This is a genomic window from Sphingobium sp. PAMC28499 (assembly GCF_004795815.1).
In the GTDB taxonomy this organism is placed as follows: domain Bacteria; phylum Pseudomonadota; class Alphaproteobacteria; order Sphingomonadales; family Sphingomonadaceae; genus Sphingobium; species Sphingobium yanoikuyae.
The window spans coordinates 2493247-2513766 of record NZ_CP039248.1 but is presented as its reverse complement, the minus strand read 5'-3'; the positions used below and the strand labels follow the sequence as shown (position 1 = coordinate 2513766).

General features: G+C 58.4%; 21 protein-coding genes and 1 pseudogene. 17 read left to right on the top strand and 5 right to left on the bottom strand.

What is annotated here, in order from left to right; all coding sequences use genetic code 11:
* Positions 1 to 39: 39 nt before the first annotated feature.
* The 6 genes from E5554_RS12235 (at position 40) to E5554_RS12210 (ending at position 5358) form a co-directional block, all read left to right on the top strand.
* Positions 40 to 534, top strand: coding sequence for a hypothetical protein (locus E5554_RS12235; RefSeq protein WP_136186943.1), 495 nt, complete (start codon positions 40 to 42; stop codon positions 532 to 534).
* Between the two features lie 50 nt (positions 535 to 584).
* A complete protein-coding gene (locus E5554_RS12230; RefSeq protein ID WP_136186942.1) occupies positions 585 to 887 on the top strand; it encodes a zf-TFIIB domain-containing protein in 303 nt (100 codons plus the stop codon).
* 110 nt (positions 888 to 997) lie between these two features.
* Positions 998 to 1399: a hypothetical protein gene (locus E5554_RS12225; RefSeq protein WP_234831917.1), complete on the top strand. Its 402-nt coding sequence runs from the start codon at positions 998 to 1000 to the stop codon at positions 1397 to 1399.
* A 49-nt stretch (positions 1400 to 1448) separates the two neighbouring features.
* A complete protein-coding gene (locus E5554_RS12220; protein ID WP_210729737.1) occupies positions 1449 to 3935 on the top strand; it encodes a heavy metal translocating P-type ATPase in 2487 nt (828 codons plus the stop codon).
* 114 nt (positions 3936 to 4049) lie between these two features.
* A complete protein-coding gene (locus tag E5554_RS12215; protein WP_247594243.1) occupies positions 4050 to 4430 on the top strand; it encodes a hypothetical protein in 381 nt (126 codons plus the stop codon).
* 52 nt (positions 4431 to 4482) lie between these two features.
* Complete coding sequence (locus E5554_RS12210) at positions 4483 to 5358, top strand: bestrophin family ion channel (RefSeq protein WP_136186939.1); 876 nt, start codon at positions 4483 to 4485, stop codon at positions 5356 to 5358.
* A 246-nt stretch (positions 5359 to 5604) separates the two neighbouring features.
* Here E5554_RS12210 and E5554_RS23490 read toward each other — a convergent pair whose 3' ends face one another.
* Positions 5605 to 5739 carry a hypothetical protein gene (locus E5554_RS23490; RefSeq protein ID WP_281728997.1) on the bottom strand — a complete coding sequence of 45 codons (135 nt, stop codon included), beginning with the start codon at positions 5737 to 5739 and terminating at the stop codon, positions 5605 to 5607.
* A gap of 34 nt (positions 5740 to 5773) precedes the next feature.
* Between E5554_RS23490 and E5554_RS12205 the strand changes: the two genes are divergently transcribed.
* From E5554_RS12205 to E5554_RS12185, 5 genes are read left to right on the top strand one after another with little or no spacing between them, the layout of a single operon-like run.
* Positions 5774 to 6598 carry a GIY-YIG nuclease family protein gene (locus E5554_RS12205; protein ID WP_136186938.1) on the top strand — a complete coding sequence of 275 codons (825 nt, stop codon included), beginning with the start codon at positions 5774 to 5776 and terminating at the stop codon, positions 6596 to 6598.
* 10 nt (positions 6599 to 6608) lie between these two features.
* Complete coding sequence (locus tag E5554_RS12200; RefSeq protein WP_136186937.1) at positions 6609 to 7202, top strand: hypothetical protein; 594 nt, start codon at positions 6609 to 6611, stop codon at positions 7200 to 7202.
* A complete protein-coding gene (locus E5554_RS12195; protein ID WP_136186936.1) occupies positions 7199 to 7849 on the top strand; it encodes a hypothetical protein in 651 nt (216 codons plus the stop codon). The genes E5554_RS12200 and E5554_RS12195 overlap by 4 nt, the downstream gene beginning before the upstream one ends.
* Positions 7833 to 8366 (top strand): hypothetical protein, encoded by a 534-nt coding sequence (locus E5554_RS12190; RefSeq protein ID WP_136186935.1) that lies wholly within the window; start codon positions 7833 to 7835, stop codon positions 8364 to 8366. Before E5554_RS12195 ends, E5554_RS12190 begins: the two co-directional genes overlap by 17 nt.
* A gap of 2 nt (positions 8367 to 8368) precedes the next feature.
* Positions 8369 to 8962, top strand: coding sequence for a hypothetical protein (locus E5554_RS12185; protein WP_136186934.1), 594 nt, complete (start codon positions 8369 to 8371; stop codon positions 8960 to 8962).
* Positions 8963 to 9417: 455 nt separating this feature from the next.
* Here the strand turns inward: E5554_RS12185 and E5554_RS12180 are convergent, their stop codons facing one another.
* Positions 9418 to 10545, bottom strand: coding sequence for an alkene reductase (locus tag E5554_RS12180; RefSeq protein ID WP_136188335.1), 1128 nt, complete (start codon positions 10543 to 10545; stop codon positions 9418 to 9420).
* Positions 10546 to 10648: 103 nt separating this feature from the next.
* Between E5554_RS12180 and E5554_RS12175 the strand changes: the two genes are divergently transcribed.
* Complete coding sequence (locus E5554_RS12175) at positions 10649 to 11536, top strand: LysR family transcriptional regulator (RefSeq protein ID WP_136186933.1); 888 nt, start codon at positions 10649 to 10651, stop codon at positions 11534 to 11536.
* A gap of 252 nt (positions 11537 to 11788) precedes the next feature.
* On the opposite strand, the gene E5554_RS12170 is transcribed toward E5554_RS12175, so the two are convergent.
* Complete coding sequence (locus tag E5554_RS12170) at positions 11789 to 12958, bottom strand: threonine synthase (RefSeq protein ID WP_210729736.1); 1170 nt, start codon at positions 12956 to 12958, stop codon at positions 11789 to 11791.
* A gap of 1088 nt (positions 12959 to 14046) precedes the next feature.
* Here E5554_RS12170 and E5554_RS12165 point away from each other — a divergent pair.
* On the top strand, positions 14047 to 14565 hold the full coding sequence (locus E5554_RS12165; protein ID WP_348769730.1) for an acetyltransferase: 519 nt from the start codon (positions 14047 to 14049) through the stop codon (positions 14563 to 14565).
* A gap of 238 nt (positions 14566 to 14803) precedes the next feature.
* On the opposite strand, the gene E5554_RS12160 is transcribed toward E5554_RS12165, so the two are convergent.
* Positions 14804 to 15808 (bottom strand): serine hydrolase domain-containing protein, encoded by a 1005-nt coding sequence (locus E5554_RS12160; RefSeq protein ID WP_210729735.1) that lies wholly within the window; start codon positions 15806 to 15808, stop codon positions 14804 to 14806.
* A 608-nt stretch (positions 15809 to 16416) separates the two neighbouring features.
* Positions 16417 to 16681: pseudogene (locus E5554_RS23350) on the bottom strand (hypothetical protein); the annotation flags it as partial.
* Positions 16682 to 16731: 50 nt separating this feature from the next.
* Here E5554_RS23350 and E5554_RS12155 point away from each other — a divergent pair.
* From E5554_RS12155 to E5554_RS12140, 4 genes are all read left to right on the top strand, one after another.
* Complete coding sequence (locus E5554_RS12155) at positions 16732 to 17571, top strand: SHOCT domain-containing protein (protein ID WP_136186931.1); 840 nt, start codon at positions 16732 to 16734, stop codon at positions 17569 to 17571.
* Positions 17572 to 17773: 202 nt separating this feature from the next.
* Entirely contained in the window at positions 17774 to 18556 is a 783-nt protein-coding gene (locus E5554_RS12150; RefSeq protein ID WP_136186930.1) for a transglutaminase family protein, read from the top strand.
* 157 nt (positions 18557 to 18713) lie between these two features.
* The gene (locus E5554_RS12145; protein ID WP_136186929.1) at positions 18714 to 19076 is read left to right on the top strand and encodes a hypothetical protein; all 363 of its coding nucleotides are present in this window, start codon (positions 18714 to 18716) and stop codon (positions 19074 to 19076) included.
* Between the two features lie 1057 nt (positions 19077 to 20133).
* Positions 20134 to 20325, top strand: coding sequence for a hypothetical protein (locus tag E5554_RS12140; RefSeq protein WP_136186928.1), 192 nt, complete (start codon positions 20134 to 20136; stop codon positions 20323 to 20325).
* The last annotated feature ends 195 nt before the right edge of the window (positions 20326 to 20520 follow it).

The following is a 20520-nucleotide window of genomic DNA, read 5'->3' as shown; positions in this document are numbered from 1 at the left end:
CCTCCCGCCTCTTCCTGATCGTAGGAAAGGATCAGACCGATGAGAGAGGAAACCATATTCAGTCCTCAGATCTCGCGTTTGCGGGCGTGGACGCTGTTGGCCGACCTCAATCGATATGAGGCGTGGCATCCGCACTATCGCTTTGGTCCGGGGGTCGTCGAGCTTGGGAACAAGATCGATATGACCTGGACCTTGATGGGCAAGCAAGCGTCGCTTGAAGCCGTAATCGTGGCCAATGAGAATCCAGATACTATCCGCTGGAAAGCGGCGACGTTTCTGCTTTTCAGCATCGAAGAGGGATATGAAATTTTCGAGGACGAGACTGGCCTGCACGTCCGGCACAGTTTCGAGTGCAAGGGCATCCTCGGATTATTGGCACGCCCATTAGCCGGGGGGCTTCGCCGTCAGATGAAGATTCAGGACGCAAGGTTCATGGCCGCAACGAAGCGAACGGTCCGTTCGGTTGCACCAGCCAATCGTCACAAGCGCCGCGCTCTCAAAGTAACCAAGGGCAAGGAGAGGCGCGATGGCTAGCGCACCGAGAGCATCGATCAACGACGCCCGAGAAACCAAGGAGATCTGACATGACGATCCGTACACCTTCGAACGGGCTCCCCTGTCCGGTCTGCAAAGTCGACCTGCTCATAAGCGAGCGGCAGGGCATCGAAATCGACTATTGCCCACAGTGTCGTGGCGTTTGGCTCGACCGCGGCGAACTCGACAAGATCATCGAACGCAGCATCAGCGAAACTGAGCCGGTCGAACGGCGTGAAGGCACGCTCGGTGTGTTCGGCTCAAAGCATGGAAGCGATCGTGGCGAGAGCCACAGATCTCGGGGCGGCCATCACGGTCGCCGCAAGGGCTTCCTGCGCGAACTCTTCGACTGATGACCAGTTTGGCCGCCGCATCTACCCCTGTGTGCGAGAACGGCCCGCGTCATGGGCGGCTTCCCTTGCCGCCTATGACGACAGTTTACCCTCGAGATCCGGGAAAAAACATGCGCCTGAAACAATATCGTTTGAGCCGTCTCTCCCTGACTGGAGGAGTCTTGATGCTCAGCTTGATGGGATGCCAGCAGAATGGCGGCGGTGATGAAAGTCGCCATGATCGCAATTCCATCCCTACGCTCGTCGGGGAGCATCTTTACGCATGCGAAGATGGAACGCAGCTGGACGGCGATTTCCTGGTCGATGGACTGACCCTCGATCTGGCGATCCTGCCGGACCAGAAGCCGATCCGTCTCACCGCGCCCGACACGGGCCTTACCTATGTCGGCGATAAGCTCAATGTCAGCCTGACCGGCGTCGACACGTTGAAGCTCGTACGCGCCGATCAGAAACCGCTGATCTGCAGGAGAACTCGGACGATCAGCAAGCAGGGACGCCTGCATCCACCCTGATGGCGACTGCTTTTACCGAAGATTGCGTGCCCCAACCAGGATGATGGTCATGATTGAAAAACTCCGCCTCGATGTCCCCTTGCTACTCCCTGAAGTCACCGACACAGCTGACGGTTGTGTTTCGCGCCTGATATCCTTGATTGAAAGCCGTCCCGGCGTCGCTGAAGTGCATGTAACGAAGGAGCCGGCCGGTACACTGCCGCAGCTGTGCATCCACTATGATCCGGACGCGATCTCTCTTCCGCGTATCCGGGAGCTGGCGAAGGCGGCGGGAACGCAGATCGCAGAGCGTATCGGCCATGTGGTGTGGGAGGTCGACGGCATCGGTCATCAGAGGCGTGCCAGGTCTATTGGCGAAATGCTGCGCGCGCTGCCAGGCGTGTTCGAAGCCGAGGCCATTCTTCCCGGGACGGTGCGGGTTGAGTTTGATCGCACGATCACGTCGGAGGATGGAATTCTTACGGCGCTTCGCGATGCCGGTGTAACACCCAAGGCACTCGCGGCTCCTGGAAAGAAGCCCGTGGCACATGACCACGACAAGGATCACGATCACTCGGCTGGCGAGAAGCACGACCATGATCATGGGCACGGCGGACTGCTTGGACCCAACACCGAGCTGATCTTCGCTCTGGCCTGCGGCGGCGCGCTGGGGGTGGGCTATCTCATCGAGACGTTCCTGACGGCACCCACCTGGGTTTCGTTCGCTCTCTTCATCGCGGCCTATGTCTTCGGCGGCTTCTACACCGTGCGCGAGGCCATCGAAAATCTGCGCCAGAAGCGCTTCGAGATCGACACGCTGATGCTGGTGGCAGCAGCAGGCGCGGCCGCTCTGGGGGCTTGGGCCGAAGGTGCCTTGCTGCTGTTCCTCTTCAGTCTTGGGCATGCGCTCGAGCACTACGCCATGGGGCGCGCCAAGCGTGCAATCGAAGCGCTGGCCGAACTGGCGCCGCGGACGGCTACCGTTCGACGGATGGACGGTGGCTCTAGCGTCGTACCGGTAGAGGAACTGGTCCTTGGCGACGTTGTCATCATCAAGCCGGATGAGCGTATTGCGGCCGATGGCTTCGTCATTAAGGGCAACTCCGCCGTCAATCAGGCGCCTGTCACTGGTGAAAGCATCCCGGTCGACAAGGAGCCTGTGGAAAGCGCTGAGGCAGCCCGGACCAATCCCGACCGTGTCGCGGCAGCCAGCCGGGTCTTCGCCGGCACAATTAACGGTAGTGGCCTGATCGAAATCGAGGTCACGCGGCTGTCGAGCGAAAGTACGCTGGCCAAGGTCGTGAAGATGGTCAGCGAAGCGGAAACGCAGAAATCGCCAACACAGCGGTTCACAGATCGTTTCGAGCGCTTCTTCGTGCCTGCTGTCCTGGCTTTGGCATTCCTGCTGCTGTTCGCATGGGTGGTCGTCGACGAGCCTTTCCGCGACAGTTTCTATAGGGCGATGGCCGTCCTTGTGGCCGCCAGCCCTTGCGCGTTGGCCATTGCGACGCCGAGCGCCGTGCTGTCGGGTGTTGCTCGTGCGGCGCGTGGCGGCGTCCTGGTGAAGGGCGGTGCCCCACTCGAACTGCTCGGTTCGCTCGACGCTATCGCATTCGACAAGACCGGCACGCTGACGATGGGCGAGCCGCGCATCCAGCAGATCATCCCGGCGCCTGGCGTCACCAGGGAAGAGCTGATGGCGCTGGCGGTGGCTGTCGAAAGCCTCAGCGACCATCCCTTGGCCCAGGCAATTGCGCGCGATGGGCGCGAGCATATTGGCGATCATCCAGTTCCGGAGGCTGAAAATCTGAAAAGCCTCACGGGTCGCGGCATCTCGGCTCTTGTCGGTGAGGACGAAGTTCTCATTGGCAAGGCCGAGATGTTCGGCAGCGACGGCATCGCCCCGCTGTCCGCCGAGATGGATGCTGCGATCAAGACGCTCCGGGAGGCAGGACAGACCAGCATGGTCGTGCGCAGCGGCTCGCGGGATATGGGGGCTATCGGTCTTCTGGATACGCCGCGCGAAGCAGCCCGCGCGGCGCTGGAACGCCTGCGCGAGATCGGCATCAAGCGGATGATCATGATCTCGGGCGATCACCAGCGTGTGGCTGATGCCATAGGCAAGCAGGTCGGGATCGATGAAGCCTGGGGCGATCTCATGCCTGAAGACAAGGTCGAGGCCATCAAGAAGCTGCGGGCCGAGACCAAGGTCGCCATGGTCGGCGACGGCGTGAACGATGCACCAGCTATGGCGACCGCAACCGTGGGTATCGCCATGGGCGCAGCCGGCTCAGATGTTGCTTTGGAGACAGCCGATGTGGCGCTCATGGCCGACAATCTGTCGCACCTGCCGTTTGCGGTGGGCCTCAGCCGGAGCACGCGCTGGGTTATCAGGCAGAATGTTTTCGTCAGCCTGGGTGTCGTCGCCTTCCTCGTACCGGCGACCATCCTGGGTCTTGGCATCGGACCGGCTGTCGCCCTTCATGAAGGATCGACTCTGTTGGTGGTCATCAACGCGCTGCGGCTTTTGGCATATCGGGATCCGGTCCGTGCCTGAGCAGGGCGCGGGCCACCATCGAGACGCGACGTGAGGATCGGACGATTCGACGCCATCTTCGTCGGAGCAGGCATACTGATATGCGTCGCGCTCGCTGTCGTGGGAGTGTGGGTGGTGTCCGGCGTACTGCACGCACCGCCCAATGATCCTCCCGCCGCGAAGCGTATGCACTTCACGATCCGGCCGGGCGAAACGCAGCGGGTAGCAGTCTATGTGGCGGGCGAGGGGACCGTACGGTTCGTGAGCGACAGCCGCGGGGCGAAGGTCCGCTATCGCCTTCGCCTGGAAGATGGGCACCAGGGCTCCATTCTTGCCGATACGATTGCTTCAGGCGCTCAGCGGGGGGAATTACGTCCTCAGCATGGCAGCTTGTACGAATGGTCTTGGAACAACCTATCGCCCAACCTGGTGCATGTAGGGTTCTTTGCCGAGGGCAACTTCGACATCCTGAACCGAACAGGCGCTCGCCAGCCTGCATCCGCGCTCATCTCCTGAATTTAAGGATTGGGCGCTACGCCTCTCACATCATACATAATGGAGCACCGCGATGATCGTCGGAGCGCGTCCCCGCCTGCAGCAGATAGTCCTCGAAATCTGGAAGCCACTGACCATCCTGTTCGCCTGGGATGTGGCGGTCACCATCTTCCACCGAAACATGCCGATCAAGGAGCCAGCGCTGCCGGTCGCCCTGTTCGGCACGGCCATCGCCCTGTTTCTCGGTTTCCGGACTAACGCCGCTTACGCCCGCTGGTGGGAGGCGCGAACCTTATGGGGCGCCTTGATCAACGCGTCGCGCAGCATGGCCCGGTTGTGCCGCAATGTATTGCCGGCTGGCCCGGAAGCGGAGGCCATTGTGCTGCGGCAGATCTCCTTCGCGCACGCGATGCGGTGCCGGTTGCGGGGGCAGGATCCGACAGAGGATATTGAGCGGCTGGCGGGCACCGAGGCGGCCGAAGTCGCTGCTGAGCGTACGAACCGCCCCAACGCACTGCTCGAGGATATGTCCCGCATCGTGTCTGGAGCGCGGGCTGACGGGAAGATCGACACCATCCAGCAGTCCCTGTTCGAACGAGTGATGATCGATATTGCCAATGCGCAAGGTGGCATGGAGCGTATCAAGAACACGCCGCTGCCCAACGGCTTCGAATTCATGCCGAACTTCTTCACGCGGCTTTTTTGCGTGTTGCTGCCAATCTCGCTGGTGGAGACGCTGGATCTCTACACACCGATCGGATCGACCCTGATCGGGTTGATCTTCCTGGCTGCGTTGCGGATCGGGCAGGATCTGACGGACCCGTTTGCCAACACCGTCCATGACGTGCCGCTGTCGACGATGTGTCGGACGATCGAGATCGATCTTCTGGAGTCTCTGGGCCGGAAGGGGCCAGGGCCGCTCCCTCCTATGGCGGGAACGCAGTGGTGAGCCAGAACCTATATCGCGTCGGCCACGCGTTAATATGGAATCCAAAATGGGAAAGCGGCCCGTCCGCACCTGGGAATCGAAAATTCGTCCCTGAACGGCTAAGAAGGGTCGGTTTCGCCGAGAGCGAACGCCGGATCGTGGGACTTGCCTGCCGTCCCAGAGCTCAGCCGCGAGCGACGGGTTCCGTCCCATATTGCCATAGCGCCCACCATAGGGCCGCTGTGAACAGGACTGGCCCGAGAAAAGCTAGCGGCGCTTGTCAGCTTCTTCGCGCGCGATTTGACGGATAAGCTCATCTGGATCGTCACCATTGAGGCATTCACTCAGCTTCGTCACCTTGTCCAGATATTCGTCCTCTTCCTGACCGCGCAGATTCGTCATCGCATTCAACCGGAGCGCGGCTATTATCGCGGACATGGGGCTGACATTCAACGCGATACTCGACGGATACGGCATCGACCCACGACAGGTGCGGTTGCTGCGCCACCAGAATGGCGCGGTGAAGGGCCGCACGCTCTATTCGCTCTGGCGCGACGATCACCCCAGCTTTATCGCCTATCAGAACATCCAATCGAGCCAAAACCGCTCCCGGCTGACATCGCCATATTGGGCGGCGTTCATTGTCACGCCCGCGCAGTCGAATATGTTCGTCGGCCTGTATGAGATCGAGCGGATCGGCGAATGCCCCGAGGGGATGATCGATCCGTTCCGGTTGCACGATGTCACGGGTCTAGACCTTTACCGCTCCACGCTCGTCGGCATTTCCGAACCCGACATAGGCCGCATCTTCATCGATTGGGGACCGGGCACGCGCACATGGGCGCAGAAGGCCGCGGATCAGCCGAAACCCATTTTGGAGATAACCCGCACATTCCGGGAAGAGGAATTTCCCGGCTACACCCGCTTCATCGCCAACCTCTCGACCATCGAGGCGCTTCCTTCGTCTTGGCTGACGACGCTGGGCGCGGCAAAGGGAATTTACCTCCTGACATGCCCACGCACGAAAGAGCAGTATGTGGGATCGGCCTATGGCGAGGAAGGGTTCTTAGGCCGGTGGCTCACCTATGTCCGCGACGGAAACGGCGGTAATGTCGTCCTCAAGAGCCGAGACAAGTCGGATTATCAGGTTTCCATTTTGGAGGTGTGCGGCTCGGCGGCGTCGATGGAGGAAATCATCGCAACCGAGGGGCTTTGGAAAGCCAAGCTGCAAACGCGCGAGATGGGATTGAATGGAAATTAAGGGGGCGGCCTTGAACGCATCGACTGTGGATGAAGCGTCGAAGGTGAAGCGGCGATGGAATTGGTGGAAGATCGGCTTCTTCGTGATGCTGTTCTTATTCGAAGGCGCTCGCGAATGGGCTGTGATCGCAACATACGAACCTCCGAAGATCGCCGTGTCCAATTACGTCGGTCGGGTTCAGACACTCGTAACGGCGACCGGGCGCTGGCAGCGGCTAGATGGCGGATCGCCGATGGTGCCTGGCGCGACGAAAATCACCTGCTGGCAGAACGAGGGCAAATGCTACGAGGTCAGCTATGACTTTCTGAACGGCTACGTGGGCGAACCAAGTCTGGACGTTTTCGACGCGAAATTCTCCGATGAGGCCGTGACGTATGAGAACGATGATCCGAAATGCGCGCTCTACGCCGTTCGGATCGATCTCAAATTGAAGAAGGTCATCGCAACCCGTGACCGGAAGGAAAATCCGGCAGAGGGCACCTGTCAGAACATGGAGCACCGCATCGAAATGACGCTCGGCGACGGCTTCGTGTTCACGCACCTTGAGGACGAGCATTTTCTTCCGATCTTCTGGCTCATCGCCAAAGCGTTCGGAAGCAAATGACGGATAAACAGCCACGCATCCGCGCTAAGATCACGAACGATTGGGTGGATTATCCGCACAACGATCTGTCGAACGCGGCATGGTTCTTCCGCGAGCGCATCAAGAGGGCTTTCGCGGAGAAGGAGCGGACGGACGGCATATTCCTCGACATGATGGCGTGCGTCACCATGATCGCGTTCTCGCTTGAGGGATATGTGAACTTCATTGGGGCGAAGCTGCTCGACGGGAAGCCTGACGAGTGGAAGGACTTTGAACACGAGACAGTGCGGGAGAAGATCAAAGCTATCCGCAAAATCACCGGCATTGAGATCGACTGGAATAAGCGCCCATACGTCACGACAGCGAAACTGGTCGACCTCCGCAACATGCTCGCGCATCCGAAAGCCCACAAGGCCGAGCCGAGAGAATGGATCGCCGAGGGCACTGACAGCGCGTTCAAGAAGATGCTTCGCGACTATGAACCTGAGTGGGTGAAGATCATCAGTGAGGCGTTCATTGACGAGGCATACGAAGACGTTGAGGCGATCTGGAAAAGCCTTCTGGCAGCCGCAGGTATCGAAGAACATGAATCGTGGAGCGGCGGTTTGCAGGGCTTTGAGTTAATCGACTACCACCGGAGAACTGACAGAAGTGACCGACAAGCCTGATCTGCCCGATGTTGACGAAGCCGCGATGAAGGAGTTCTGCGCGGCCATAGGTGAACTGATCCTGTGGGCCAGCCTGATAGATGCGCAGTTGAACAAGGCATTGGTCGGCATGTTCGCGCTTCCTGAACATGCCATGATCGAACCTATCGTCGCGCAGTTGGATGCCAGGCCGAAAGCGGAACTGCTGAAAAAGCGGGCGAAGACGATCCCCAGCAAGGATTGGAAGAACGGCATCACGAATTGGGTCGAGCGTGCCGAGAAGGCGAATGCAAACCGCAACACCGTCGCCCATCACGCCATCCGCATCGAGGGCGGCACCATTACTCTCCATACCAGCCAGCTTGGAAAAATCCTGAGCAACCTCAAGGACAATGACGGGAAGCTGGAAGCGGGCGACCAGAAGGGGCTGAGCGACATTCAGGCTTGGATCGATCAAGCCCGCAACACCTATATCGAAGGCCAGAGCATCGTCGCGAATTTGGATCGGTTTCGCGAGGCGGCGGCGAAGGCAGTCTGACGATGGCGAAGCTACCCAAGTTCTATCAATCGGACTCCGTGCTGCAAAACAGCGAGTTCGGCGAACTGGCACGACACCTCGGCTTTGTGGTCATCGTGTGGGGCCTGGTCGAAGATGCCACACGGGATTTGCTCGATAGCGTTGCGCTCATCGGCGAGCGCAATACGACCGTCAGAACGACAGTTTTGAGCATGACGCCGTTTCGCGGCCAGATCGACATTCTGCGACGGACGGCGTTCATCCATCAGCCCGACAGCGATTGGTTCAAAGAGCTAGACGCGGTGCTGAGCGAGATAGAAGGTAAGTTGCATGAGCAGCGCAATCGCTTCATCCACGATCCGTGGGTAGAGGACGACGATGGGAAAATCGTTCGCACGGCGCGGGGCAAGCTGGAGGTCAGCGTCAGCAAGGACAAGAAGGGCAACCGATCCCTGAAGATACTTGAGCCGAAGCCGGCCACGCTGGCCGAGATTACCGACTTTCTCGACAAGGCATACGCTTGTTACCACAAGCTGATCCAGTCCCGACGCGACTATCTGGTCTGGCTTGTCGCGAGCGATGCACGACCGGCTTGGTTCGATGACGCGATGAATTGAGATGATTTTCGGAAAATCTGAGGATGCGGCCGGATTCTCAAGGGCGAGGATAGAGTAGATTGGCCTAACCATACGGCAGCTTCGGACAGGTTCGGACGTCTGGGTCAGCGGACTCGAACGACTTGAACTGGTCGCGACCTGCCGGGAAAGCGGACGGACCGCACCTGGGCATCAGAATTTGGCGTCTGAACGGCAACAAAGGGTCGACTGCGGAGGGTGATGGTTGGGAGAAAGCCGCCGTTTGCAATGGCACACGCCAACGTCAGCTTATGGAGCAAATAGCCATTCCCGTCGAAAGCCTCTGGTCCTTCTAACCGATCTTTTAGCTCCGGCCGATCCTGATTCAGCGTCTTGCGTGTCCGATACCGTCCCCACGGAGGGCGACGATTGGATTTGATGGCATCTGTAGTCGCGCAAGCCATTGCCGGCCGGGATTGGCCCGGCCGGCTCTTCGTTCAAGCTGCCTCGAAGGCCGGATAGTCGATGAAGCCCTCGGCTCCGCCACCATAATAGGTATCGCGGTCGGGCGCCGTCAGTGGCCAGCCGTTTTGCAGGCGTGCGACCAGATCAGGATTGGAGATGAAGGGCTGGCCGAAGGCAGCCAGATCTATCGTGCCATCATCGATCAGGCCTTCGGCGCGTTCGCGCGTCATGCCACCGGCCAGGATGATCGCCGTCGCCGGCAGATGCCGCCGAGCATCCCGAATGAGAGCATGGATGCGGTCAGACACGGGCACGGCCGAGCCTTCGTCGTAGAAGAAGCCGGACTGGTCCATGATGTGAATGTAGGTGAGCCTGCGCTCGCCGAGCGCCTGCATCAGCGCCGCGTAGGTTTGCTCGATCTCGTCGTGATGGGCCATATCGAACAGCTTGCCGAACGGCGAGAGGCGGATGCCGACCCGCGCCACGCCGATCTGCGCGATCACAGCGTCGACCACCTCCAGGACGAAACGTAGACGGTTCTCCATCGTGTCGGAGGCGTAGCGATCGGTGCGATCGTTGACCGTCGGGTTGAGGAATTGCTCGAAGAGGTAACCGTTGGCGCTGTGGATCTCGACGCCATCAAAACCGGCGTCCACCGCATTGGCGGCTGCGTCGGCGAAGTCAGCCACCACGCGGGCAATTTCCTCGGTGGCTAGCGGGCGCGGCACCGGCGTGGCGACGAATCCCGGCTTGCCGTCTTCGTCATAACCAAATGCCGTGGCACCGTTGGCGATCTTCGAACTGGCACTCACAGGCGTTGCGCCATTCTCCTGTATCGAAGGATGGGAAACGCGCCCGACATGCCAGAGCTGGGCGAAGATCCGGCCGCCCAAAGCATGGACGGACTGGGTCGTCAGCCGCCAGCCTGCAATCTGCTTAGCGGAGAAGATGCCGGGGTTGAAGAGATAGCCCTGACCCTCGCGCGAGATCGGCGTGCCCTCGCTCACGATGAGGCCGGCCGTCGCGCGCTGGGCGTAATAGAGGGCGATCGTGTCGGTGGCGATGTCATCGGGCGCGCGCGAGCGGGTCATTGGCGCCATGACGATGCGATTTGAGAGCTTCGTGCCAGCGAGATCAAATGGTGAGAACAGGTCGGACATAGCCAATCCTTTAAAGCGTTGCGGATAGGCTTGGCTATCTAGTGCAAGTTTCAGTGAAGATTGATAGGCTGCAATTCCGATCATTGCAGAGGTTATGGATTTAATGGGTGAGCCGGTAGACAGCCTCATATCTCTTCGCGCGTTTGTCGCGGCGGCGGAGGCGCGGAGCTTCAAGGGCGCAGGGCAAGCGCTCGGGGTTTCGTCATCAGCGATCGGGAAAACAATCGCTCGGCTGGAGAGCCAGCTCGCCGCGACGCTCTTTCATCGCACCACCCGCACAATCTCGCTGACAGAGGCAGGTGCGCTTTTTCTTGTCCGTGCGCGGCGGATGCTGGATGAGCTTCAGGCGGGAGAGGCCGAATTGGCGGAGGCGTCGGGCACGCCACGCGGCCGCCTCAGGGTCAGCCTGCCGGTTACAGGGGAATTGCTGACAGACGCTTTGGCGATTTTCGTCGAGACCTATCCCCTGGTGGAGCTCGATCTCGATTACAGCGACCGGATCGTCGATGTAGTCGAAGAGGGGTTCGATGTTGTCATCCGCACGGGGGCCACGGGAGATTCCAGACTTCTGCATAAGCCGTTGGGCCAGTTTCGTTGGCAGCTCGTCGCATCACCAACCTATATTGCCAAACGCGGCATGCCGACTTCGGCGGATGATCTCCCAAAACATGTCTGCCTGCGGCAACGCTTTTCGACTGGACGGCTCATACCCTGGATCTTACCATCGGCTTCGGATTTGCGCATCCCTGCGAGCCTGACCGCGAGCATCATCGATGCCCTGCTGGACCTCACGCTCGTTGGGACCGGGATCGGATGTTTTCCAGAGTTCCTTGTGCGCGATGCGCTAAGACGCGGTGCGCTGGTTCCCGTCCTGGACGGTGACGTTGAGCAGACAGGCGTCGTGACCATGCTTTGGCCAGCTAGCCGCTATCGCGTCCCAAAGGTCCGCGCTTTCGTGGATTGCATCTCGCAATACAATCGCCTGGCTTGATCGGCGTCTGGTCAGATGATCACGCAAACCGGCTAAATGCCAAATCCTGCCAAACCCGGACATCGCGGGGGCACGGCTGCACGAGATAATCTGGTCACGACCTACCGGTTAGCGGATCGACCGCACCTAGGAACGAGCAATTGCCGCTGAATGGCGACAAATGGTCGCACTCCGAAGTGCAGATAGAAAGGTCTATTTCTACGTCGAGCCTGCTCTGGCGCTGTGAAAAGGTCCGGGGGCTGCTCATAAGGCTTAGAAACATTGACCTTCCATCACTTCGGCGATGGCAGACGCGGCTTTCATGCCGGTCCCGGTGATAATCACAACTGTTTGCTCATTCTCGCGGATGCTCCCCCTCTCCAATAACTTGTCGAGCGCTGCTGCTGCCGTGGCGCTGGTTGGTTCGGTAAAAATTCCCTGTCGAGCCAACCGACGCAGAGCATCAATGATCTCAGCCTCAGTCAGTGTCACGGTTCCGCCGCCGCTCTCCCGCATTGCAAAGATCATCTGCCGTAAACGCAGGGGATGAGTGATGGCGGTGCCTTCGGCGATCGTCTTTGTCACTGGACGCGCGACCGCCGTATCGACACCGGCCGCAAAGCTTGCATCAATCGGCGAGCAGTTGAGCGGCTGCGCGACGAACAGGCGCGGCAATCTTGCAATCTGACCGGCCTTGAGCAGTTCGCGAAAGCCGAAAGCGCATCCGAGCAGATTGCTTCCCGCGCCCGCTGGCATGATGATATTGTCGGGCACACTAAAGCCAAAATCTTCCCAGATTTCGTAGGCGATCGACTTGGCTCCCTCAAGAAAGAAGGGATGCCAATTATGACTGGCGTAGAAGGTCTGGGTCGCCTGCATGATCGCTCGGGCTGCTGCAGCCTCCCGCGGGCCATCGACGAGTTCGAGTTTCGCCCCATAAGCACGAACCTGGGCGAGCTTGGCAGGGGAAGTGTGGGCCGGAGCTATGATCTTTACATCAAGACCACCGCAAGCGCCGAAACCGGCGACGGCCGAGCCGCCATTGCCGGAGCTGTCCTCATGTACGGCCGTAATGCCCAGTTGCCGCAGGAAGGATAACATGACCGAGGCGCCCCGATCCTTGAAGCTGCCCGTGGGATTGAACCACTCCAGCTTGAAATAGGGCCGTTGATCGCCCCAGTATTGCTGCAGCATTGGCGTGCAGCCTTCACCCATGCTGATGGGGTTTGGGATATCCACCGGCAAAGTGGCGCGATAGCGCCAGAGGGATCGTGCGCCCGAAACTATATCGTCACGAGAGATGCCGGCGCCGGGCGTCACCAGGAGCGGCGTCTGTCTGTCCGAGCACCAGCGCGGTGTCTCAAGGGGATACTCATCGCCATAAAGGGGGTCGAAATAGCAGGCCTGCATATGAATGACTGATCCCTGATCGGCTTTTCCCATACTGAACGGTCGTTCCCTGAATTCCGCGTCGTAAAGTCTGTCGATCCTCTAATTCAATCGAACTGTTGCTGACCGATCCGAGCCTGCCGGAGCGTCGCCATCGAACAACCGCCGGTCGTTCGCGAGTAGGGATCGAAAGCCTGCGGCAAACGACGGGAAAGGGTCGGACCGGCTGCACTAGATGATGCCGGCCCAGGCAAGCAGCATTGCGCAGGAAGGACGTGTAAATGGGCTGCCCGACTGGCATGTCGGAGCTGCCATGATACGGCTTGAGTGCAACTGCTGGACGTTGGCACCATGTTGACGGTGCATCTTTTTCCAATATTAAGGGAGCGATCCCAGTGCTACCCCCTCATTTCCCCCCGAAATCAGGAGCGCTGGGGTCACCCAGGGAGGGGTTCGGTGATTAGCGAATGGCGTGAATGGGATGCTGATCCGTTGGCTCCGCTTGACTGGCTGATTCATGCCATCGCGTTAACTACCATGGCAGCCATCCTGGCCTTCGAAATTCTTTGATCGGCGCCTGGCGACAGATCAGATAACTACAAGACCACGCTGGAGCACTGACGCTCTTGCTTCATATCTCACCGCCAATTCGCGATGGGCATATATCATCATCAAATGATCGCCGCGGGCCATGGCCTCTCTAGCTGTGCGGGCTTCCTGTCGCGCCCTCCGCAACAGATAATTCACGTCGTCGGCTGTGGGCATAGCCGCCTCCTGCTGAGTCGTCGCTTCGTCAGAATAGCATCTGATGGAGATCGCTCAACAGGAGGACTGCTCAGGTCAGACGGGTGCCATCTTAAGCCTTGCGTCATCCTGCGCTTCAGGATGACGCGTCGAACCGCTGAAAGCGCAGGCGATCACGCGAGGCGCACGGCTCGCTTGAAAAGCTGGGCGGGATAGCGGATGGAACGCAGCTGGGCTTCGAAATTTAGCCTTCGAGCAGGTTGGGCTGCGAAGGTGGCGTGATGGTTTCTACCGGGAGTAAGAGCTGCCTGGTCCAGGACATCCCTGTTGCTCCCCGCGCTTTGCTACTAAGTCCGCCGGCGCACATTTATGCCCAAGTGGATATGCATGCCTGACGGATGGCTTCGCGCTTTTCATTGCGGGAAGGCAGAATCGAAGTCTGCTTGGCGGCTCGATGGTTCTCTGGCATCTCAATGGGGATGATAACGATAAGGCCATCGCGCTCGGGTGAAGGGGAACGCGCTATTGAAATCTGGCGCGCGGCGGTCGACGCCACGCATGATTTTCTAAGTTATGAGGATCGGCTCGCGCTGGACGAACTCGTGTCCAGTTTCCTGCCACAAGCGCCGCTTATATTCGCGGTCGATGCCGAGGATCGCCCCCTCGCATTCATGCTGATTGCCAATGCACATATGGAAGCACTGTTCGTGGATCCGGCCGTGCGCGGAACGGGCGTAGGTGCCGCATTGGTGAGGCACGGGCTTGAGCTTCATCCGGCGATGACCACGGATGTGAACGAACAGAATGGCCAGGCTTTAGAATTTTACGAACGGATGGGCTTCCGGCGTACCGGTTGGTCACCGGTTGATGGCCAGGGTCGAGCCTATCCGCTCGTGCACCTTACCCACCAGGGTTGAGCAGGCGGCAGCCAGCCGAAAATTCTGGGTTCTCTGCGAGGAGCCAAGGCCTCGACTGAGGTGGTCACGCACCGGTCATGAAAATCGCAAAAGCGGACGGTCGGCAGCCAGGAGTTGGAATTTCGCGCTCGAACGACGGGATTGGGTCGATGGTTGCCGGCAGCGTATGCCGCGTCGACAGCCATTGTAGCGCGACCCGAAAAAGGCCGCTTCTAACACCCAAACATCTTAAATCTTCTCAATCGTATGCTGCAGCGGTCGCAATCGCAGGAACGTAGAAAGCTGCGATCTTGTCGATGAACTGTTGCGGATCGCTACCGACAAGGTTGGTCAGCACTATAATTGCGAGATCATCCTCTGGGTAGATGAAGAAGGCCGCCCGACCTCCGCCAATTCCACCGACTATCGGATGCGGCGCGGCGCGGACGATTGGCCAGCCCATCGCCCACTCGTTGCGATCTCCGTTGTTGAGCGTGTCTGCCGTCCAAAGGCGCTTCAAACTCTCAGGCTTCGCCAAAAGCTTGCCTGTTTGAAGAGCGATGACCCAGCGCGCAATCTCGCGTGCGGAGGCGTTAAGTCCGGCACCGGTTCGCGTAAAGTGCGGCAGATCGTCCCGCCAACGGCCAAGCTCTTTCGTTACGGCACCTCCATGACCCGATCCATAGAAGCTGTAGGGCGTTGCAGCGTCCGGAACGATGTCGAAGCCATCGCCGAAGTGAACATGCATCATGCCGGCCGGCTTGAACTGATGCGCAGAGAAATACTCAGCGAACGACATGCCGCTCAGCGTGTCGATGATCCGCGCTAGCAGTGCGTAGTTGGTCTGGTTGTATTCGAAACGTGTACCGGGCGCAGATTCAATTGGCAAAGCCTTGACCGTGGTCCAAGCGCCTTCCTCGGTGCCATCGCCAATTAGTCCGGTGCGTCCTATGATATCAGGCAGGCCCGAGGTGTGGGCGAGAAGCTGACGGACACGTATGTTTTGCCATGTGGCGGGTAGATCTTCGAGATAGCGCGAAATTGGCGCATCAAGGTCTAGCTTTCCCGTTTCGACCAACTGCATCGCCGCGACGCCCGTGAAGGATTTCGTTGCCGAATTGATCGGAAACACCGTATCCTCTGTAACTGCCACCCGATGCTCAAGGTTCGCAATTCCAAAAGCTTCCAAGAGTATTATGTGCCCGTGCTGTACTACCGCAATTTGCGCTCCTGGAATATGCTTCGTAGCCATTTGCTCGCGCATGAACGCCCGCGCCTCGGCATTCGCGGTGAGGAGAAAGCGCTGAACTGGGACTGCCGACTGAGGCAACCGCGAAGGGCGAACCGCAACAGTCAAAGGAGCAAGCTTATGGGGCGATTCCGCGGGTCCAGGAGATGGTGCAGCCGCGACAAGCGGCAAGGCCAGTATCGCTCCAATCGATTTCCGAAACCGCATATTTATTCCTCCGACTACAGATGTAGTCGTATGTCTTGAACGGCAATTATGCAAGCCGTATTTGACGGTCTATAGCGCGCCGCCTGCTCGCCATGGCACTTCTGCGAGCCATCAAGTCCTTGTCCGCTGCGGTTTCGAGCCGGCGTTCATAATCGAACCTAGATGGGGCGCCAGCTAAGATTGCCCGAAGACGCTGGTGCGCCTATGACCGCCTGGCATCCCGATGTTGCCCAGCAGTGTGTATTGGAACAGATCGACATTCGATCACCGATTTTTGGAATGGGCGCCATTGGCCCGTGGGAGAGCGGCTGATTTCTATTCTGGCGAAAGCTATAACTGCCATCGTGGTCTGCCAGAAAAAACTTGGATGTCCATACTTCCAGATTTGTCTGCATGCGAGGGGCTTTGTTGCATAGTTATCGATGGATACGGATCCCAGAATACTTATAATTATTATGCGAGCCTAGCGGTATTTGGCGTCCTATCTCGAAGAAGCGATTGAGGATCGCAGCGCGCCTCGAGCAAAGTAACTTGACGCTTGAAGGTGCGCGCGGAAACGCGCTGCCTCAGCAACTCGAAGCCGTACAGTTTGGTCTCGACCAGGCTGCGTTGGTCATATTCGCTCCATTTCTTCCAGATGTTGCGGCCAAGCCGCGTCATCGCGCACTGCGCTTCATTGCGGGCGTCGACGCCAAAAAGGAACCGATGAGCATATCATTCGTCCAAGCCGCATGGATTCCCAGACTCAACAAAAAGGTGCTCCATTGCCTCGCCGGCTGACAGAAGCAGGCGAGCGTTTGGTAGCTGAGGCTGCTGCAAAACACGGCGTAAGCGTTGATGCGACATCCGCTCTGCTTTTGGCGATCATTGAGGGCAATGGCCACCAGGCACAGTTCAATCATCCAGATCTTGGAGGCATGGGCCAATGGTTGACAGGGGGCATGCTCATGATCGGCGACATGTTCAACAATAGCTTAAAGGCGAAAATCAGCGCTCTCGCCGATAACTTGGCCCGTGCTGCCATCCAGGAACCTATGTTGATAGAGCCTGCTAGACCACCCACCCTTTCTACCAATTCCAGCACGTCTTCTCGTTGGCCCGAAGACCTCGGCACGCCATCCACCACCGGATCGCAGAACCAGATGCACTATGCCGTTTTTCCGGCAAGCCGGCGGCTAGCAATTGTCACGGACGGTCATATGACCATTTACGACACGCAAACCCATGTGATTTCCGGACTCGCCCAGCAGCAGGGAAGCGGTCAGAGCCTGACCCTGACGAGCCAACATGGTCCGGTACCATTGTCTAGCCTCCAGCGGGTCCACCAAATTGACCCCCAGCAAAGCCCGCCGGAACCGGTTTCGAAGGAGAGTGACGTCGTTCGGGAGGAACCGGGCAGTGAGGTCTCCACCGCAGTTCCGGCGCAGGATCGACCGTCCCGAGCTCGGATAGAAGATGATCACGCAGCTATCTTCGCCAAAATAGAAGGTCTGTCTGACCTTTACGAAAAAAAGATTATCACAGCCGAGGAATATGCTGTCAGCAAAGCCGAACTGCTTGACCGACTGTAGGATCGCCAACACCCTAGCTATCTTGAATAGCACGTATCTAACGATACTGTAATGAAGGAATCGAACCGGCAATTTTATAGCCAGCTTCATATATACTTTCCGCTATTTATCTAAATCGCGCCGACACTACGAGATCCATACGTTGGATCGAATCCCCGATGGCAATCTAGTCTGCCATTTCGTCTTCAAAGGTGCATCCATCATGAAAATGAATATCCATGCCCATCTCGACTATGAACTGGACGAACCCACCGACATACTTCTGCAACTCGAAGCAGCTGCCATACCCGAGCAGACCGTAGAGCGGTCAGACTTAATTCTGCCTAATGCCGAGCACGTCGCGCGTGTACCTGCTCAGGACTGCATAGGTGAGCGCATCTGGCTGCGCCTTTCGGGCAAGATGGTCGTCGACTATCGGGCATCCGTGACCGTCAATCGACTGCTAGCTGATTGCAGAACGCTTCCCAAAGTGCCACCGCATCAGCTCCCAGGCGAGACCGTGCCCTACCTTCTGTCGTCGCGCTATTGCGAGTCCGATCGGTTTCAAACGTTCGTAGATGCCGAATTCGGCAAGATTGAAGGCGGCGAGCTCATAATGGCGATGCGGGATTGGGTACACGGCCATCTGAGCTATGTGCCAGGTTCAAGCAACGTCATGACGACAGCGGGCGACACATTCATCTCGCGGCAGGGAATTTGTCGCGACTACGCCCACCTTATGATCTGCCTGGCGCGTGCGGCAGGCGTCCCTGCCAGAATCGCAAGCGTCTACGCGTTGGGCGTAAATCCTCCGGACTTCCATGCGGTGGCAGAGATATTCCTAGGCGGTGAGTGGCACCTCGTGGATCCGACGGGAATGGCGAAGGAAGCTGCGATGGTAAAAATTGGGGTTGGCAGGGATGCAGCGGATATTGCGTTCCTTACCACATTCGGCAATGCGCGGCTGATTGCACAATCGGTGTCGGTCGAGCCCAATCTTGATTGAGTCTCAGCGGGTTCCAGCCAACAGATTCGCTAGGTAAGCAGAATGCCCATGAAGCGCTAAGGGGCCAGTCTTCTGGATCCGTAAAACGGCAGTCGTGAATCCCACAAAATGTCTCCTACACTGAGGAACGAGCGTTTCTCCCAAGGGTTGGTGCAGCATGAAAACGACGACAATGCTCATGACAGCCGCAGCGTTCTGCACGATTGCCGCTTGCGACGGACCAAAGGAAAAGGCGGGGGCAGCAAAGGATGAGGCCGCAGCCAATGCTTCTGGCGTCCCTTATCAGGGAGATAGCCCTGCCGAGCGTGCTGGTCGAGCAGCAGATCGTGTAGATCGGGCCGCAGCGAAAGCCCTCGATTCCCGTGCTGATGCGCTAGAAGACCAGGGACGCGCCATTGAAGCGCAGGCGGATGCGGAAGCTGACAAACTGGAACAACAGGCGGAATCCATTCGCGACGCAGCCAAAGCCAAAGCTAAGAAATTGAATCAGCAGGCAGAAAGCCTAAAATCCTCCTCTTGATTGCCCTATTTTTGTTAAACGATCATGCGTCGAACGCTTCGACTTTTTGCGCCAGCGAATCCGGACGTAGAGTTTCGCTCTATTTACCGGATCCGTCATTTGATAGGACGCGATCAGGTTCGGATTACGCGTCAACGACTTCTTGGTCACGACTTCGGTGATCCAGCACACGCACGGCCTAGTGTCGCTTCCCCGCCCCTTCACTGCAATCTTCTGGCAAGGCGCAACAAAATAGGCGTCATGGAAGGTAGCCGGCCAGTGTCCTATACACGTTGAGGTTCTGCCAGTGTACCCCGCCCCCCCGACAACCTGCGTAGGTGCCAAATAGCTCGCGGGTCAGCCGTCGGGACGCTATGGAAAGGTTTATCTGCGCGCGCCCCTCGGAGCGCTCGCGCTGCGATGTCCGACGACGAATTAGCCGCGCTACACGCCCTCATCGTTGACACCAACAATGTGAACGTTGGGCACTAAGCAGCATAGGCAAGATCATGCGGCGCAGTTTCACGTCATATAGCTGTTTGATTTCACCCATAAAGGTAAGAGACTCCCTCAGCGTCGGGAGGCGCAATGGCGGCCTCGCGGTGGGCGATCGGCGTGCCGAGCTGGAGGAAGTAAAGCTCAGTCCTCACAGGTGACGCCCCCCGCCCCACCTCTGCCCGGCCTCACGTCTCGGCTCCATGAAGCGGGCGCGGTTATCGGTACATTCCGCACCCGACATGTCGTAAGACTACGCGCCAAGATCATGTCGACGAGCAGCCAGTAAGGAGCCTGCCTTTGGCTCCCCGCCCGCTAAACATGATAGTTGAAAATGCTGAGCGCCAGCCCTTTGCATCTGAGACACCGCGCGGAACGCCCTGCAAATCATTGCGCGACTTATGCCGCGGAAGCGCCCAATGCCTGACACTAACGGAAGCAGTAGCAAGCCATCAGCTCCTGCAGTCCCTAATAATAATTCCTCGCTACGTCCCAATTGACTGCGTTAGGATGAATGAATGTTTAAGTCTTCTGGAACGAAAAGGCCGCAGAGTGGTTGTTCTGGCGCACCAAAGGAGCTCCCATGATTCAAGACGTCAATTTTTGCTGGGATCAGGCTCAACTAAATCAAGATAGAGCAGATGCGACCGACCTTCCAAATGTCCGGGCGGTCGCGCTGGCAGCAGCGCTCAGCTGGCGCAAAGAGGCTGAAATAGCCCAGCGCATGGCCGATCGCCGCGATCGTCAAATTAAGGGTTCACCTTTGATTTATTAAAAATCTGGCCACCGTTTTATAGCGAGCGTTCCAAGGTTCATTAGTTAACCGTGGCTGGAGCTGCACTCAGCCAGCCCGCCGCCCAACCACCCAGCTTCAGCGTCATCGACCGCCTCAAAGCTACCAGCTCTCATTGATCGCCGATAGGGGCGCTATCGGCGTATTGAAAGCAGTGTGCTGCAATTCAACGACCGT

Coding starts and splice junctions, on each gene's coding strand:
- E5554_RS12160 (WP_210729735.1), bottom strand. CDS start 15,808: ATGCGCGAGCAAATGGCTACGAAGCATATTCCAGGAGCGCAAATTGCG.
- E5554_RS12230 (WP_136186942.1), top strand. CDS start 585: ATGACGATCCGTACACCTTCGAACGGGCTCCCCTGTCCGGTCTGCAAA.
- E5554_RS12170 (WP_210729736.1), bottom strand. CDS start 12,958: ATGGGAAAAGCCGATCAGGGATCAGTCATTCATATGCAGGCCTGCTAT.
- E5554_RS12180 (WP_136188335.1), bottom strand. CDS start 10,545: ATGTCCGACCTGTTCTCACCATTTGATCTCGCTGGCACGAAGCTCTCA.
- E5554_RS12205 (WP_136186938.1), top strand. CDS start 5,774: ATGGGGCTGACATTCAACGCGATACTCGACGGATACGGCATCGACCCA.
- E5554_RS12195 (WP_136186936.1), top strand. CDS start 7,199: ATGACGGATAAACAGCCACGCATCCGCGCTAAGATCACGAACGATTGG.
- E5554_RS12145 (WP_136186929.1), top strand. CDS start 18,714: ATGAAAACGACGACAATGCTCATGACAGCCGCAGCGTTCTGCACGATT.
- E5554_RS12140 (WP_136186928.1), top strand. CDS start 20,134: ATGATTCAAGACGTCAATTTTTGCTGGGATCAGGCTCAACTAAATCAA.
- E5554_RS23490 (WP_281728997.1), bottom strand. CDS start 5,739: ATGACGAATCTGCGCGGTCAGGAAGAGGACGAATATCTGGACAAGGTG.
- E5554_RS12210 (WP_136186939.1), top strand. CDS start 4,483: ATGATCGTCGGAGCGCGTCCCCGCCTGCAGCAGATAGTCCTCGAAATC.
- E5554_RS12165 (WP_348769730.1), top strand. CDS start 14,047: ATGGCTTCGCGCTTTTCATTGCGGGAAGGCAGAATCGAAGTCTGCTTG.
- E5554_RS12185 (WP_136186934.1), top strand. CDS start 8,369: ATGGCGAAGCTACCCAAGTTCTATCAATCGGACTCCGTGCTGCAAAAC.
- E5554_RS12225 (WP_234831917.1), top strand. CDS start 998: ATGCGCCTGAAACAATATCGTTTGAGCCGTCTCTCCCTGACTGGAGGA.
- E5554_RS12235 (WP_136186943.1), top strand. CDS start 40: ATGAGAGAGGAAACCATATTCAGTCCTCAGATCTCGCGTTTGCGGGCG.
- E5554_RS12150 (WP_136186930.1), top strand. CDS start 17,774: ATGAAAATGAATATCCATGCCCATCTCGACTATGAACTGGACGAACCC.
- E5554_RS12220 (WP_210729737.1), top strand. CDS start 1,449: ATGATTGAAAAACTCCGCCTCGATGTCCCCTTGCTACTCCCTGAAGTC.
- E5554_RS12175 (WP_136186933.1), top strand. CDS start 10,649: ATGGGTGAGCCGGTAGACAGCCTCATATCTCTTCGCGCGTTTGTCGCG.
- E5554_RS12155 (WP_136186931.1), top strand. CDS start 16,732: ATGGATTCCCAGACTCAACAAAAAGGTGCTCCATTGCCTCGCCGGCTG.